The sequence below is a fragment of the Ilumatobacter sp. genome (assembly GCF_041688325.1).
Lineage (GTDB): Bacteria > Actinomycetota > Acidimicrobiia > Acidimicrobiales > Ilumatobacteraceae > Ilumatobacter_A.
Genome location: NZ_JBDNIJ010000164.1, coordinates 1 through 15,500, shown reverse-complemented (window position 1 = coordinate 15,500; position 15,500 = coordinate 1). Strand labels below are relative to the sequence as shown.

Genomic DNA, 15,500 nt, shown 5'->3' with positions numbered 1-15,500 from the left:
TGAATGCTGGCGCGTCTCGCGATTCAATGGGGATGATGCGTCGTCTGTGGATTGCCCTCGTCGTTCTGACGGCTGGGTGTGGCGCAAGCGGCACCATGACTGGTCCAGCACCTGCGGCGCTTCCAATGGCTCTATCGACCGTGCCAGGTGTCGGTTCGCTGCCGGATACCATCCCACCTGGTGGTCTGCAGGGCGGCAGCGCCAATGGGGCGCTCGAACCGCTCGTCGTCATCACTCGACCGGTCACTGCCGACGGCGTCATTGCCCAGCAGATCGGTGAACTGGTCGGGAGCAACCGTCTGTTGATGATCGGCGATTCGATCCTTGCCGGTACCGAGACCCGCTACGGCGGCGAGATGTGCAGGGGGCTGAACGCGCTCGGGTGGACTGTCGAAGTCGCCGCTGAGCCAGGTCGTTTCGTCGAGTTCGGTGTCAAGGTTGCCGAGCGACTGATACCCAAAGCGCCCGAGCCCGGTGCCGAGCGGTCCGACAACGACTGGGACGCAGTTGCGGTGTTCCTCGGGAGCAACTACAACGGCAATCAGGAGAACTACGACGCGGAGATGCGCAAAATTCTTGACCGTGCCGCGTCCCGTCCGGTTCTGCTGTACACCGTGAGCGAGTATCGACCGAGCTACCGCGAAGTAGCCGATGTCATCCATCAACTCGTCGCGGACTACGAGAACGTCACGCTGATCGACTGGGCCCAGGCCGCAAAGACGCCCGGAGTGCTCGGCCCCGATGGCCTGCACCCGACGAACGCTGGCGAGCAAGTACTCGTTGATCTCACGGGTGCTGCACTGGGCCGAGCCCCTGATGGTGTGGTCACCTGCATCGGCTCGCAGTTCCTCGATGACTCGGCGATCGGCCAGGGCAACGGCACACCCAACACGGGTGACGCGCCGATCGACGAGTCCAGCTCCGGCGGGACGTCAACGACAGGCGGCGGATCGACTTCGGGGGCTACCACGACGACTCAACCTGGAAACTCGACTGGCGGTGGGACAGGTGGGTCAACCACTGCTGGTGGCACGACTGCCGGTGGAACGGACTGGTCGACCACGGATGGCGGCACGACGGATGGCGGCACGACGACGGATGGCGGCACGACGACGGGTGGAACCGCTACGACGGGTGGAACCGCTACGACGGGTGGGACCGCTACGACGGGCGGAACGACGACTGGCGGAACGGACTGGTCGACCCCGGATGGCGGCACGACCACTCCGGCGACCACGACAGCTCCGGCGACCACGACAGCTCCGGCGACCACGACAGCTCCGGCGACCACGACAGCTCCGGTGAGCACAGCGGCTCCTCTCACAGCGACCGACGGCTGAATCAGGCGCCGCGGAGCGACATGGCGCCGCTGAGATTTCTCAGCACGGTGAAGCCGGCGAGGAGGAGTGCAGCGCTCACGTATGCCGCTGGTCTGATGCGGCGGATGAACGTTGGGACACCCCGGCCGGTGGCGACCATCAGCCAGGTGGCCCAGAGCAGGCTCAGCACGGCGAGTACGACCGGCACGAAGGCATTGAACGAAAGTGCCTGGGCGATGTTTCCACGGAACAGGTGGTGTGTCGCACGGGTCAGCCCGCACCCCGGGCACCAGTAGCCGGTCAGCGCACGGATCGGGCACGACGTGAGGCCGCCGTTGTCGTCGCCGGGATTATCGATGACAACGTACGCAGCTGTGGAGGCGAGGCATCCCGCAACCGCCCATGGCAACGCGGCCGCCGAACCGACGAGCGACTGCTGCTCGCTTGCAAGACGTGCGATGTGGAAGCCCGACGGGGGGCGTTCAGTCGGAAACGCGAGTGACATAATTGCTCAGAGCGTTCGCGCCGAGAGCAGGGTCACCACGAACATCGACCGTAGCCTGGTCCGATGCTCCAAGCGCAGGCAATTTCGGTGGAAGTAGGTGGTCGACTCCTCGTTGAGAACGCCAGCTTCACCGTCATGCCGCGTGACAAGGTCGGCATCGTGGGACGCAATGGCGCCGGCAAGACCTCGATGTTCAAGGTGCTCGGCGGGGCCAACGAACCAAAGTCGGGTCGTGTCATCACCAAGGGCGGCTTCGGGTACCTCCCACAGGATCCCAAGATCGACTCGGCGCTCGATGGGCGTTCGTGTGTGACGCACATTCTGTCGGGCCGCGGAATCGACGACCAAGTGATGCGCATGGAGAAGCTGCGCATCGCCATGGAAGAGAACCCCGACGAGCGCAACGTCTCCCGCTACGTCAATGCCGAAGAGTCGTTCCGGACCAACGGTGGCTACGCGGCCGAGAGCGAAGCGCGGCAAATGGCGGCAGGGCTCGGTATCGAAGACGAACGGCTCGATCAGCCGATCAGCACATTGTCCGGCGGCCAGCGCCGTCGCATCGAGCTGGCTCGCATCCTGTTTGCCGGGTCCGAAGTCCTGTGCCTTGACGAACCAACCAACCACCTCGACATCGATGCCAAGATCTGGCTGCTCGGCTTCCTTCGCGAGTACAAGGGAGCGCTGCTCGTCATCAGCCATGACCTCGAACTGCTTGATGAGGCGATCACCCGCGTGATCCACCTCGACCGAGCGTCCGAGCACGCTGTCGGTGAAATCTTCGAGTACAAGGGCACGTACACCCAGTACAAGCGCGCTCGGGCCGACGACGAGACGCGCCTCGCCAAGAAGGCGCTCTTGCAGGGTAAGGAAATCGACCGACTGCAGACCGTCGTTGACCGCTTCGGTGCAAAAGCAACGAAGGCGGCGATGGCGCACAGCGTCGAGAAGCGGATTGCTCGCCTCGAAGGCGAACGAGTGCATGGCCCGCGAGCGGGCAAAACCATGTCGGTCAAGTTCCCGCCGCCGCCGAAGTGCGGCAATACCGTGATCACGGCCAAGGGGCTGTGCAAGGGATACGGCGGCCCACCGATCTTTGAAGACATCAACTTCGACCTCGGCAAAGGCGAACGCCTCCTCGTCCTCGGTTTGAACGGGGCCGGTAAGACCAGCCTGCTCCGCATCCTGGCCGGCGAAACTGAGGCCAACCTCGGCCAGTTCACGTGGGGTTATCAGGTGCACGCCGGCTACTACGCCCAGGAACATGACAACCTCAAGGTCCACGAGTCGCTCCTCGACAACATCCGTGATGCTGTCCCACCCGAGGTCCAGCTCGGCGAAACTGAACTCCGTGGGCTGCTCGGGATGTTCGGGTTGTCGGGCGAGAAAGTGTTCCAAGAATCGGGGACACTCTCCGGCGGTGAAAAGACGAAACTAGCGCTGTCGATGCTGATGGTCGGCCGGAATAACGTGCTCCTGCTCGACGAGCCGACCAACAACCTCGACCCGCCGTCGCGCGAGGCCGTGGCCTCAGCTTTGGTCGCCTGGCCTGGCGCGATCATCCTGGTCAGCCACGACGAGGAATTCGTGCGTGAACTGCAGCCCACGAAGGTGTTACTCATGCCTGACGGTGATGTTGACTATTACTCCGAGGAATGGCTCGATCTCGTCTCCATGGCGTGACCGCGACATCGTGGGTGTTGTCATGGGTGCAGCCATCGCGTTGGGTGTAGCCATCGTGTTGATGATCGCACCGCTTATTTTGACCTGAGCGTTCGGTGGGCGCGCTCGCCGTTGTCTACCGTTGGGTCATGTCAGCCATCACGCTCACCGTCGACGACCGCGGCGTTGCCACGGTCGTGGTCGATCACCCGCCGATCAACCTGATGACGACGGATGTGTTCGTCGAGTTGGCAAAGTTGACGAGCGCGCTCGCCGTCGATCCGGGTGTCCGGGTCGTCGTACTGCGATCGGCCAATCCCGAATGGTTTATTGCTCACTTCGACGTCGAGGCGATCCTCGGCTTCCCAACCGACGCACCCCCGCCGAGCGAGCTCCCCGGATTCCATCGGATGTGCGAGACCTTGCGGACAATGCCCAAGCCAACGATCGCCGTGATCGAGGGCCGCGTCGGCGGAGGCGGCAATGAAGTCGCGATGAGCTGCGATATGCGATTCGCAACACAGCAGGCTGTGTTTAATCAGCCAGAGGTTGCGCTGGGCATCATCCCCGGTGGCACTGGAACGGTGCGGTTGCCGCGCCTCGTTGGTCGGGGTCGGGCGCTCGAGATCATTCTCGGTTGCGACGACATCGACGCGGCGACTGCCGAACAGTGGGGCATGATCAACCGTGTGCTGAGGGCGACCGAGATTGACCAGTATGTCGACCGGCTTGCCGGGCGCATCGCCGGTTTTCCCAGCGAGGCGGTCGCTGCAGCCAAGGCGAGCGTTGTGCGCGCCGAACAGGAACTCGGCGATGATCTCTTCGCCGAAGCAACAGCATTCAGCAGCTTGCTCGGCAACGCCGCCTCGCGTGACGCCATGACGTCGTTTCTGGCCCGCGGTGGGCAGACACCCGAGGGCGAGCGGCGATTGGGCGCACTGGCTGGCGAGATCTCGGGCTGACCGAACGAGTACTGCAGGGGCCTGCTGCTCGGCCTACTGCTTCGAGAGCGAGACGGGCATCGACGCTTCGGAGCGCACCTTGGCGTAAAAGTCATTGCCCTTGTCGTCGACGATGATGAACGCTGGGAAGTTCTCGACCTCAATTTTCCAGATCGCTTCCATCCCAAACTCGGGGTACTCAAGGACATCGACCTGCTTGATGTTGTCGAGCGCCAAGCGTGCTGCAGGGCCGCCGATCGAACCAAGATAAAAACCGCCGTTGTCCTTGCACGAATCGGTCACCTGCTTGGATCGGTTGCCCTTGGCGAGCATCACCATTGAGCCGCCAGCCGCTTGAAACTCGGGGACGTAGGAGTCCATACGGCCCGCCGTGGTCGGCCCGAACGAGCCTGATGCGTAGCCCTCAGGCGTTTTGGCCGGGCCGGCGTAGTACACAGCATGGTCTTTCCAGTACTGCGGCATTTCTTCGCCGGCGTCGAGGAGTTCCTTGATCTTGGCGTGCGCGATGTCGCGAGCAACGATCATCGGCCCACTCAGCATGACCTGGGTCGTCACAGGGAGTTCGGCAAGGGTCGCGCGGATTTCGTCCATCGGCCGGTTGAGGTCGATGTGGACTGATGCAGTGTCGGGGAGGTCTGCGGCGCCGACGGCGGGCAGGAAGCGTGCGGGATCAGTTTCGAGTTGCTCAAGGAAGAGGCCGTCAACCGTGATCTTGCCGAGCATTTGGCGGTCAGCCGAGCATGACACCGCCATCGCGACCGGGCACGATGCGCCGTGGCGCGGGAGGCGGACGATGCGGACGTCATGGCAGAAGTACTTGCCGCCGAACTGAGCGCCGACACCGGTGTTCTGTGCGAGTTCGAGGACTTTGGCTTCAAGGTCGAGATCGCGGAACGCGTGCCCTGATGCCGAGCCGGTCGTCGGGAGCGCGTCGAGGTAGTGGGCGCTCGCCAGCTTCGCGGTCTCAACGGCGATCTCGCCAGACGTGCCGCCGATGACGATTGCGAGGTGGTACGGAGGGCACGCCGATGTGCCGATCGCCTGAATCTTGTCGAAGATCCACGGCAGCAGCGTTGCTTCGTTCAAGAGTGCCTTCGTCTCTTGGAAGAGAAAGCTCTTGTTGGCAGACCCGCCACCTTTCGCCATGAACAGGAACTTGTATGCGTTGCCGTCGACGGCGCTGATCTTGATCTCGGCCGGCAGGTTTGTTCCAGTGTTCTTCTCGGTGTACATGTCGAGCGGCGCCATTTGGCTGTATCGCAGGTTCGACGTCAGGTAGGTGTCGGCGATGCCGTTGGCGATGTGTTCCTCGTCGCCACCGCCGGTGAACACGAATTGGCCCTTCTTGCCCTTGACGATCGCCGTGCCGGTGTCCTGGCACATCGGCAGCACACCGCCGGCAGCGATCGAAGCGTTCTTCAAGAGGTCGAGTGCCACGAAGCGGTCGTTGTCGGATGCTTCGGGGTCATCGAGGATCTTCGCGAGCTGTTCGAGATGGCTCGTCCGCAGGTAGTGCGCGATGTCGCGCATGGCTTCTGCTGTGAGGCTCCGGAGTGCATCGGGTTCCACTTTGAGGAAGGTTCCCTCAGGTGTGTCGAAGGTCGAGACGCCGTCGGTGGAGACGAGCCGGTACTCGGTTTCGTCGGGCCCCAAGGGGAACATTTCGGTGTAGTCGATCTGAGCGTCAGCCATGCCGCTCAGGGTATGCGGTCACACTGTGCCTGGCACAGTGTGACCGGCCCGCCTACTCGATTTGGTCTACTTGATCAGGTACACGAAGTCGGTCTGCTCGTCGACTTGGTCGAGGGAGATCGGGGTGCCGCCCTTGAAGACCGAGTCGAGGAACGAGACGGCGAAGGTGTTGGTGATCGCCTGTGCCCGTTCGATCGGCATGTCGTCGGGGTCGCATCCTGCTTCGGTGCGTGCCTCGAGTGTGTCGACGACGATCTGTGCCGGAGCTTCGAGTGTCGGCAGGAATGCGAGGTACGCGCAGATGTCGGTGAATGTTTCGTGCTTGGCCGCCGTCAGGTCGAGCCGGTATGACACGTCGCTCGACGTGAGCTCCCACGGCCGTGTGACGTTCGGGTCGATCGGCGTGGTGCTGTCATCGGTTGCGCCGATGACGAGCGTCGGGATCTCGATCGAGGCGAGCCGCTCGTCGCTCAGCAGGGTCTCGCTCGCGGCCGGGGCGAGAGCGACGATCGCTCCGACGCGCTCGTCAGCCACAAATTCGCCGTTCGCATTGTCGTAGCCGGATGCCATGGCGTATGAGGTGAAGCCGCCGAAGGAATGGCCGGTCACTGCGATCTGGCTGGGGTCGAGATTGGCAACAAAGCCAACTGTTTCGACGTTCTCGGGGTCGAGGAACGCATCGATCACCCGGGTGACGTCGTTTGGCCGGTTGAATGCCGTGACATCGCTGGGTGTCTCGCTCTCGGCCAAGCGGTCGACAGCCGTGTTGCCAATGTGGTCGGCGGCGGCGACGATGTACCCGTTACTCGCAAGCGCCTCGGTGTAGTTCGAGTGAATAAAGCGGAGGCCGCCCGAGCCATGGGAGTAGATGACCAGGGGGAAGGGACCGTCGGTGGCGATGCTGTCGGCTGTGGCGGCGACTGCGGACGGCGACTCGTAGTAGGTGCCGGGGAGGAGGGTGTACTGCTGCGGCGGAAAGTCGGCGTCGACGTCTTGGGAGAGTGGGAACCAGACGTCGACGGTGAGGTCACGGCCGCCGCCGGTGGGGTCAGGGACCATGATTGTTTGGACGCCGACCTCGTAGGGGCCGAAGCCATCAGCGAGTTCGATGTCGGCGGTGTTCGTTGGCTCAGTGACCGGCGGATCGGTTTCGACAGGTGGCTCGGTTGCTGGCGGATTGGTTTCGACCGGAGCCTCAGTTGCTGGCGCCGCTGTCGGGACCGGAGCTTCTGTGGCCACTGGCAGTTCGGTCTGGGCCGGAGCGCTGTTAGTGCCGGAACCGGCACACGCAGCTGCGAACAAGGCAACAGCAGCAAGGATGGCCGCTCGACTGGAACGGGTGAGAATCCGTGAGGAACGCATCGGCGCATCGTGCCACGAATATGGCGAATTTGGGCGATCGGGGGCTGCTTGATTTCAACACTCGACCACGCTGCACCGAAGTGCCAACGCGCCAGGGTGTTTGTCGTGGGTCGTGACCGGTTTTATGCCAGCGTCTCGATGAGCAAGCTGACCGCACTGAGTGTGCAAACCACGAGGACCGCTGGTCGCACGAACGCCGGATCGAGGCGGTCTCTGTAGCGCGAGGCAACGAGCATGCCGAGTGCGGTACTTGGCAAGATCAGCAGGGAAAGTTCGAGCTGGCGGCGGCCGACCTGGCCCGCAACGGCGAGGGCTGCGAGCGACATCAGCGCGCCAACAGCGAAGAACGTGGAGATGGTCGCACGCATGGTGGGCGGGTCAGCATGTTGGTACGTGAGTGCGATTGGAGGGCCTCCGACGCCGGTGGCTGTGGCCATGAAGCCCGAAGCGAACCCGGCAACGCCGAGGACTCCGTCGCCGACGTTGAGCTTCTTTCCGCTTGCCGAGACGGCCACGGCAACCAGCACGGAGATGGCGACACAGATGCCCAGCGCATCGGTCGAAACGCGGGAGATGATCAACGCGCCGAGGACGACACCGGGGACGCGTCCGCCGAGCGTGAGTGCGACACCTCTCCGATCGACATGTCCCCGTTCTGCCCAGGCCACCAAGCCCGACAGCGGAATGACCGCGACGATGATGGCAACGGGGACGAAGTCGGGGTCGGTGATTGCCAAAATCGGCGCGGCGATCATGCCCAGGCCGATCCCGAGCGATGCCTGCACCATGGCACCGACGAACACGACGACGACGGTCAACGCCAAGAGCCAATTCGAGAGGCCAGCAACAGCGAACACTCAGCGATCTTTCATGCGTTTGGGGACGGCTTTTGCCGGGTCATCAGGCCACTGATGTTTCGGATAGCGCCCAGCCATTTCCTTGCGAACTTCGGCCCACGACCCCGCCCAGAATCCTGGAAGGTCGGCGGTGACTTGGATCGGGCGATTGGCAGGCGAGAGCAGCTGGAACCGGATCGGTCGGCCGCCAGCCGTCGGATGGACGGTGGTGCCAAACAGGTCTTGGACGCGGGCAGAGGCCGTGGGCTGCTCGCCGCTGTAGTCGATTTCGGCTGTATGGCCGGTCGGCAGTTCGAGTGAGCGTGGTGCGAGTTCGTCGAGGTCAGCACCTTGGGGCCATGGCAGCTGTGACCGCAGCACGGTGTTGAGGTCGAGTTGTTCGAGGTCGGCGCGGCCGCGTGCGCCCGGAAGGTACGGGCCGAGCCATTCGTCGAGCGTTGCGATCAGCGTTGCCTTCGACCAGTCGGGCCACGGTTCGCCGACGTGGAGATGCAGGAACTCAACCCGCTCGCGAAGGCTCTGCGCCTCCGCATTCCAACTCAGAACATTCAACTCGGTGGCCTTGACGCGGGCGAGTAGTGCGGCGGTGGTCGCTTCTCCGGCAGCGGGGCGATCGGTGTGTCCACCCAGCGCAATCGCGCCCAGCCGACGCTCGATCGTCTCGCTCAAGTCGTTGCGGTCGGTATTCCAGGTGATGGTTCGCTGCTCAAGGATGTCGGGCCCGAAGTTCGCGATCACGTCGCTGGCGTCGACGGCAGCAGCGAGCCGGATTCGGGCCTTGTCGCGCTTGCCGTCGAGGTCGGCAGCGACCACGAACGGTTCGTCGGCGAGAGAATCATTGCTGGGCAAAAAGGCGGCGCTCCCGGCACGGAGTTGGTACTGCAGGCCACGCCGGAGTGCCGCGAGGCGATCGGGATATGCGAGGAGCAGCAGTGCTCCCGACCGATCGGGGTCGAGCGCCGAACGATCGAACGGGATGCGGGCACGGCGCGCGAGGTCCGCAGTCCGGTCGCGCAGTCGATGCACGGCGCCGCGGTCGGCGAGATCATGGCGACGCGCACCCGACAGGACCCCGACGCGCAGTGCAAGGTCGGTTGGCACCTCGTCGGGTCGGCCTCGGAAGATGTCGCGCTCGTCAACGAGTGCCGCAACAGCGCAGGCCGTTGGGCTCTGGTCGACGGCGATCATGCGGGCGAGCCGCGGATGCACCGGAAGCCCCAACATCTTGCGGCCGAGGGGAGTAATTGACTGGTCGTCCGGATCAAGCGCGTGGAGATCGGTCAGGAGCTCCCTGGCCTGAGCGAGTGCGCCGGTCGGTGGTGCGTCGATGAAGCGAAGGTCGTCGGGTGAACCCCACGCTGCAAGTTCCAGTGCGAAGCCGGCGAGGTCGGCTTGCGTGATTTCGGGGGAACGATGTTTGGTTCGTGTGCTGTGCTCGATTTTGCTCCACAGTCGATATGCCGTGCCCGGCTCGGTACGGCCGGCGCGGCCGGCGCGCTGCTCAGCCGATGCCCTGCTCGTCGCCACCGTCGTGAGCCTGGTCATCCCCGAACGCGGATCGAACCGGGGTTCGCGGGCGAGGCCACTGTCGATCACAATGCGGACACCATCGACGGTGAGTGACGTTTCAGCGATGTCGGTCGAGAGCACAACGCGCCGCCGCCCGGGTGGTGATGGGGCCAGCGCGAGATCCTGCTCGGCGAGGCTCAGCGCACCAGCCAGTGGATACACGTCGATGTTTGGCCCGAGCACCTGGTTCAACTGCTGCTCGGTACGGCGGATCTCACCGATTCCTGGCAAGAACACGAGGATGTCGCCCTCCCCATCACTCAGCCCACGCAGCACGGCGGCAACGACGTCGGGTTCGATGCGCTGCTGCCCAGGTCGTTGCGGACGCTTACCGCGAGTCGGTGCTGAACGTGGCAGCCACTGCACGTCGATCGGGAACGTCCGACCCTCGCTGGTGATGACCGGGGCATCGAGTAACTTCGTCAGTCCATCGGTGTCCGGTGTTGCCGACATGGCGATGATCCGCAGTTCAGGCCGCAATTCGGTGGCGACATCAAGCGTGAATGCGAGGCCGACATCGGTCGTGAGGTTGCGTTCGTGGACTTCGTCGAAGATCACGCAGCCGACGCCGGGGAGCTCGGGGTTGTTCTGGAGCCGCCGCGTCAAAACGCCTTCGGTCAGGACTTCGATCCGAGTGGTCGCCGTAATTTCCCGCTCGTCCCGAGTTTGGTAGCCGACGAGCTTTCCAATCGGGGTCCGCGTTGTCGCCGACATCCGCTGAGCCGCTGCCCGTGTTGCGAGGCGCCGCGGCTCGAGCATGATGATCGTCTGATCGCCGAGCCACGGTTCGTCGAGTAGTGCAAGCGGCACGACGGTGGTCTTGCCAGCGCCGGGTGGCGCAACGAGGATGGCACGCCGCTGCTCGACAAGTGCGTGACGGAGGGCATCGAGTGCTTCCCTGACGGGAAGGTCGGGAAGATCTGCCGAATGAGGCCGGTCGGCCATCAGCAGCGGGCGACGATCAGCCGAGGGCCGGCGAGCCGCTGAAGGGCCCCGGGTCGCTGGCGCCGGGGATGTCGAGTGATGTCCACGAGGTGACGTCGGCAATCGAGTCAGCAACGACTTGCCACTCGGCTGGGTGCCAGCCTTGGGCCTTTGCTGCAACCGAACCATCGACACGGGTGAAGACGAATGCTGGGAGCTCTGTGAGCCCCATGGCTTTCACCGCCGAACGATCGGCGTCGCAGAACACAAGGAACTGGTCGGCGAGCGGCCCGAGGAACGCACGAGCATCGTCAGCGCCAGCAGTGACGATGAAGTTGATCCGAGCGTGGGAGCTGCGGAACTGCTCGAGCACCCGTGTTGCGGTGCGCAGAACCCACGAGCTCTCGTTCGTGTACGGGTCAAGCACAACCGAGGCCAGGTGGAACGTTGTCAACCAGTCCATGATCGGTCGGGCCTGGCCGAGGCCGTCGGCCGCTAAGGGCGTCAGGTGGAGTTCGTTCGGGAGCTGGGTCACAGTGGGGTCTGCCACGGGCGAGAGCGTAGCGAGTCAGGTGCCCGCCAACCCAACATGTGACGCGGGTACGTTGGTGACCGATGCATCCGATCGAACACCTTCGCTACGTCGCCCGAGCCCAAGGGGCTGATCCAGCCTCGCTGGTCGAAGAAACTGCACACGCGCTCGGGTCGCTACGAATGGACCCGTCAGGCATCGTTGTGGCGTGTCGTCGGATTGTTCAGCGGCATCCGTTCACGGGTGCTCTGTGGTGGTTGTGCGCCAACGTGTCGACTTCTTCGGAGCCGTTCGATGCTGTCTGGGAATTGGCTGAACAGATCCGCGCTGACCGGACGGGTTCTGAACTGGCAGCAGCGCTGCCCGATGACGCAACGGTGGCAACCATCGGTGACCCGAGCGTGATCGGCGATGGCTTGATACGTCGCGGCGACATTCGCGTGTTGGCGCTCGATGTGCAGCACTCGGCCACGTCGTTTGTCCGGCGTTTAGAGCGGTACGACGTCGACTACGAGCCCGTCGATGCTGGCGCAGCGGGCACGGTGGCCCGTACGGCCGACGCAGTGCTCATCGAAGCACTTGCATGCGACAGTCATCGTGTGATCGCTCCAATGGGATCGTCGACGCTTGCCGCAGCCGCTGCTGCCTGGGGCACACCGGTGTGGCTCGTCGCAGGGACCGGCCGCCGTCTGCCCAGCGGGATGATCGACGCCATGGTCGCCAAGATCGACGAGCTCACCGCCGTCAGCAACATCGGAACGACCGACCCGCTCGGCGTGCGGGCCGCCGCCACGATGGACGCGTGGGATCTTGACGTCGAAGTCATCCCGACGTCGATGATCTCCGATGTCGTCGGCCCCCACGGACACGTTCCGATGGGGCCACCGGCGATCAAGCCCGAATGCCCCATGGCCTGGGAACTCCTCAAACACAGCCCCATGTGACATCATTTTCCGTCAGCGTGATGGAAATGGTCTGAATATCAGCCAATTCCATCACGCAGACGCTGCTTGAGCGTCCGGATGACCATGTCGGGTGAGTGCATGACGTCCGCGTAGGTGTACTCAAAGACCCGTCGACCGAGGTCTTGCAGTTCGTTCCGACGTTGGGCATCGCGTCGACGCTCCGTTGGGCTCGAATGGCCGTGCTGTCCGGAGACTTCGACGACGACGCCCTGTGTGGCGAAGAGAAAGTCGACCCGGGCGACATGTCGGTCGCCCTTGCGGTGGATCGCTTGCGTGAGTGGGCGGTTGATTCCGGCTTCGCGGCAGATTGTCAGGAACCGTCGTTCGAGCGGGGAGTGGCCTCCACTGTCGAGAACGAGGTTCTCAATAAGGCGACATCCCCAACGGCCGCGACCTCTGAGGGTGTCGAGGCGTCGCGCAATGGCATGCGGTGCCGACAATCCTTTACGGACCGCACTGTCGATCGCTGCCTCGATCCGTTCTTCGGGACGGCGTGCCAGCGCCAGATCCAAGATGGTCCGAGTTGCAGAGGTGCAGCGAATCCCGTCGACCTCAACCCGGTCGATCAGCGGAATCCGGTTGGTCGTGTGCACGCAGAAGGGTGAGTCGTTGACGAAGGTTCCGCGTGGAACGGTGAACTCGACAGCGTCCGGATCCGAGCGGTCCAACCGGTGGAGTTGGGCTGCAGCTTCGAAGCTCACCCACGATTCGTGGCCGAGGCTGAGGAGCCCGGCTCGAAGTTTCTGGCGATGGGTGATCGGCGCACCACCTATCCGGTATGTCTTGGGCGCGACGCGGATGAGCGTGCCGGACTCAATCAAGTGGCGGCGACGGTGTCGTGCAGGAATGGCGTGTTCGAGTTGATGGAGGGTGATCAGCCCTTCTTGGCGCTCAGCGATCTGGGCGATGTGGCGTTGCATGCCCTGACAGTGGGCAGATCACCAGCTGGGCCGGAACCTGCTCGTCAGCGTGATGGTTTTGGTCAACATGCACACCATTTCCATCACGCTGACGGGGGGCACTTGCGTTGGCGTTTGGGCCTGCCACATGGGCACCCAACCCGCCTCAACGCTCTTGTCAGGGTTTGGCGGCTTGGGCAGATGTTTGTCGAAGGCCCAGTTCCACGCGCTTCGAAACGTCGGCATGTGTGCAGACTATGGGTACCTCATGAGCGACCCCGCACCCCTCCAGCAACCGGCCTCGAAATCAGCCTCGCAAACAGTTCTTCCACCGATCCTGCGACATCTGCCGCCTGCGCCGGACGAGAGCGCGCTCCTCGACGGTTTTACCAACTGGACGATCGAGCAGGGCATCGAGATGTACCCGGCGCAGGAAGAAGCGGCTTTCGAACTGATTGCCGGGAGCAACGTCATCCTCAACACGCCGACAGGGTCGGGCAAATCGCTGGTGGCTGTCGCTGCGCACTTCGTTGGTCTGGGCCGCAACCAACGCAGCGTGTACACCGCACCGATCAAGGCCTTGGTGAGCGAGAAATTTTTCGAGTTGTGCAAGCAGTTCGGGTCGGAACGAGTGGGAATGATCACCGGCGACGGCTCGATCAACCCGAACGCGCCAATCGTCTGCTGCACTGCCGAGATCCTTGCGAACTGGGCATTGCGCGATGGGCGCCGGGCTGATGTCGACATCGTGATCGCCGACGAGTTCCACTTCTACGCGGACCCGCAGCGCGGCTGGGCGTGGCAATTGCCGATCCTCGAACTTCCGCATTGTCAGTTCCTGCTGATGTCAGCGACACTCGGCAACACCCGATTCTTCGAAGATGAACTCACCAAGCGAACCGGTCGTGAGACTGCCCTGGTGAAGTCGTTGCAGCGGCCGGTGCCGCTCGACTTCGAGTACAGGACAACGCTGCTCCACACCTCGATCGAGTCGCTCCTCGAGTCGGGTCGGGCACCGATTTACCTCGTCCACTTCACGCAGCGCGACGCAACCGAAGCAGCACAGAGCTATGTCAGCCTCGACCCGCTGACGAAGGAAGAAAAGCAGCGGGTCAAAGAACTGATCGGCGGGTTCCGCTTTGACTCGCCGTTTGGCAAGGGCCTTCGGCGGTTCCTTGTTGCAGGCATCGGTGTGCACCACGCCGGGCTGCTGCCGAAGTATCGACTACTCGTCGAACGGCTCGCCCAAGCCGGCCTCCTCAAGATCATCTGCGGAACCGACACGTTGGGGGTTGGCGTCAACGTCCCGATCCGCTCGGTGTTATTCACGAAGCTCTGCAAATACGACGGGAGCACCACGCGCATTTTGCGCAACCGTGAGTTCGCGCAGATTGCCGGGCGTGCCGGCCGCCGAGGTTTCGACGACGAAGGCACCGTCTGGGCGCAGGCGCCGGAGCACGTCGTGATGAACCAGGCGAAGCTCCAGAAGGCCGCTGAAGAGGCCAAAAAGAAGAAGAAGATGGTCAAGAAAAAGGCCCCCGACCGGGGCTACGCGCACTGGGATGAGGGCACCTTCCAGAAGATGGTCACCGGCGAGCCGGAGCCGTTGACCTCGAGTTTCCAGGTCAACCATCAGATGATCATGAGCTTGCTCGATCGCCGTGGCGATGGCTGCGCTGCAGTTCGAAAGTTGATGGTCGACAACCACGAACCGCGCAAGCGTCAGCGCCAGCACATCAAGCAGTCGATCTCGATCTACCGTTCGCTCGTCGATGCCGGTCTACTCGAATTTCCTGATGAGCCCGACGAACTCGGTCGTCGTGTCCGCGTGGATTTCGACCTGCAAGACGAGTTTGCGCTGCATCAGCCGCTGTCGCTGTGGGCGCTCGATGCAATCGAGCACCTCGATCGCCAATTCGAAGTCGAAGAACGGTCCCATGAGCAACGCCACGAGCGGCGCGAGCGGGAACGCGAGGTCGTCGCCGAAGACGACGCCCCCGCGAGCGACAACCCGTTTGCCGCGCTGTCTGGCCTCGTGCTCGACGAATCACCCGCAGCGGTGAGCCCCGAGCCGGGTGAGGCGGCAGACGACTCATCGCTCGACGACAGCGGCCGCGACCGTGATGATGACCGTGATGATGCGATGAGCCCCGAACCGGATGAGCCGGATGACGACTCATCGACGCGGGTCGTCGAGGCCGATACAAAGGGCGACATGCAGCGGGCGCTTGCGGTGATGACGATCATCGAGGCGG

At 63.5% G+C, this 15,500-nt stretch carries 12 protein-coding genes; 5 read left to right on the top strand and 7 right to left on the bottom strand.

Annotated elements, in window-relative coordinates:
• Nucleotides 1–1,340: SGNH/GDSL hydrolase family protein (locus ACH2EI_RS10465; protein ID WP_395159956.1), on the top strand; the 1,340-nt coding region annotated here is incomplete at its 5' end.
• Nucleotide 1,341: 1 nt separating this feature from the next.
• Here ACH2EI_RS10465 and ACH2EI_RS10460 read toward each other — a convergent pair.
• Nucleotides 1,342–1,824 (bottom strand): DUF2752 domain-containing protein, encoded by a 483-nt coding sequence (locus ACH2EI_RS10460; RefSeq protein ID WP_395159954.1) that lies wholly within the window; start codon nucleotides 1,822–1,824, stop codon nucleotides 1,342–1,344.
• Nucleotides 1,825–1,887: 63 nt separating this feature from the next.
• Between ACH2EI_RS10460 and ACH2EI_RS10455 the strand changes: the two genes are divergently transcribed.
• Both ACH2EI_RS10455 and ACH2EI_RS10450 read left to right on the top strand, forming a co-directional pair.
• Nucleotides 1,888–3,504, top strand: a complete 1,617-nt coding sequence (locus ACH2EI_RS10455; protein ID WP_395154841.1) for an ABC-F family ATP-binding cassette domain-containing protein — start codon at nucleotides 1,888–1,890, stop codon at nucleotides 3,502–3,504.
• 128 nt (nucleotides 3,505–3,632) lie between these two features.
• Nucleotides 3,633–4,445, top strand: a complete 813-nt coding sequence (locus ACH2EI_RS10450; RefSeq protein ID WP_395154840.1) for an enoyl-CoA hydratase/isomerase family protein — start codon at nucleotides 3,633–3,635, stop codon at nucleotides 4,443–4,445.
• A 33-nt stretch (nucleotides 4,446–4,478) separates the two neighbouring features.
• Here the strand turns inward: ACH2EI_RS10450 and ACH2EI_RS10445 are convergent, their stop codons facing one another.
• The 5 genes from ACH2EI_RS10445 to ACH2EI_RS10425 all read right to left on the bottom strand — a co-directional run bounded on the left by ACH2EI_RS10445 (nucleotide 4,479) and on the right by ACH2EI_RS10425 (nucleotide 11,399).
• Complete coding sequence (locus ACH2EI_RS10445) at nucleotides 4,479–6,137, bottom strand: fumarate hydratase (protein ID WP_395154839.1); 1,659 nt, start codon at nucleotides 6,135–6,137, stop codon at nucleotides 4,479–4,481.
• A gap of 66 nt (nucleotides 6,138–6,203) precedes the next feature.
• Nucleotides 6,204–7,499, bottom strand: a complete 1,296-nt coding sequence (locus tag ACH2EI_RS10440; RefSeq protein WP_395154838.1) for an alpha/beta hydrolase family protein — start codon at nucleotides 7,497–7,499, stop codon at nucleotides 6,204–6,206.
• 122 nt (nucleotides 7,500–7,621) lie between these two features.
• Nucleotides 7,622–8,356, bottom strand: coding sequence for a sulfite exporter TauE/SafE family protein (locus tag ACH2EI_RS10435; protein WP_395154837.1), 735 nt, complete (start codon nucleotides 8,354–8,356; stop codon nucleotides 7,622–7,624).
• Nucleotides 8,357–10,870 carry an ATP-dependent helicase HrpB gene (gene hrpB / locus ACH2EI_RS10430; protein ID WP_395154836.1) on the bottom strand — a complete coding sequence of 838 codons (2,514 nt, stop codon included), beginning with the start codon at nucleotides 10,868–10,870 and terminating at the stop codon, nucleotides 8,357–8,359.
• A gap of 16 nt (nucleotides 10,871–10,886) precedes the next feature.
• Nucleotides 10,887–11,399: a TlpA family protein disulfide reductase gene (locus ACH2EI_RS10425; RefSeq protein ID WP_395154835.1), complete on the bottom strand. Its 513-nt coding sequence runs from the start codon at nucleotides 11,397–11,399 to the stop codon at nucleotides 10,887–10,889.
• A gap of 65 nt (nucleotides 11,400–11,464) precedes the next feature.
• Here ACH2EI_RS10425 and ACH2EI_RS10420 point away from each other — a divergent pair, with 65 nt between their 5' ends.
• Complete coding sequence (locus ACH2EI_RS10420; RefSeq protein ID WP_395154834.1) at nucleotides 11,465–12,325, top strand: hypothetical protein; 861 nt, start codon at nucleotides 11,465–11,467, stop codon at nucleotides 12,323–12,325.
• 38 nt (nucleotides 12,326–12,363) lie between these two features.
• Here ACH2EI_RS10420 and ACH2EI_RS10415 read toward each other — a convergent pair whose 3' ends face one another.
• Entirely contained in the window at nucleotides 12,364–13,266 is a 903-nt protein-coding gene (locus tag ACH2EI_RS10415) for a DUF559 domain-containing protein (RefSeq protein ID WP_395154833.1), read from the bottom strand.
• Between the two features lie 247 nt (nucleotides 13,267–13,513).
• Between ACH2EI_RS10415 and ACH2EI_RS10410 the strand changes: the two genes are divergently transcribed.
• Nucleotides 13,514–15,500, top strand: a 1,987-nt coding sequence (locus ACH2EI_RS10410) for a DEAD/DEAH box helicase (protein WP_395159952.1), incomplete at its 3' end; no start/stop codon positions are given.

Bases quoted from the DNA above. Each gene is read 5' to 3' on its own strand.
- ACH2EI_RS10460 (WP_395159954.1), bottom strand. From the start codon at position 1,824: ATGTCACTCGCGTTTCCGACTGAACGCCCCCCGTCGGGCTTCCACATC.
- ACH2EI_RS10455 (WP_395154841.1), top strand. From the start codon at position 1,888: ATGCTCCAAGCGCAGGCAATTTCGGTGGAAGTAGGTGGTCGACTCCTC.
- ACH2EI_RS10450 (WP_395154840.1), top strand. From the start codon at position 3,633: ATGTCAGCCATCACGCTCACCGTCGACGACCGCGGCGTTGCCACGGTC.
- ACH2EI_RS10445 (WP_395154839.1), bottom strand. From the start codon at position 6,137: ATGGCTGACGCTCAGATCGACTACACCGAAATGTTCCCCTTGGGGCCC.
- ACH2EI_RS10440 (WP_395154838.1), bottom strand. From the start codon at position 7,499: ATGCGTTCCTCACGGATTCTCACCCGTTCCAGTCGAGCGGCCATCCTT.
- hrpB (WP_395154836.1), bottom strand. From the start codon at position 10,870: ATGGCCGACCGGCCTCATTCGGCAGATCTTCCCGACCTTCCCGTCAGG.
- ACH2EI_RS10420 (WP_395154834.1), top strand. From the start codon at position 11,465: ATGCATCCGATCGAACACCTTCGCTACGTCGCCCGAGCCCAAGGGGCT.
- ACH2EI_RS10415 (WP_395154833.1), bottom strand. From the start codon at position 13,266: ATGCAACGCCACATCGCCCAGATCGCTGAGCGCCAAGAAGGGCTGATC.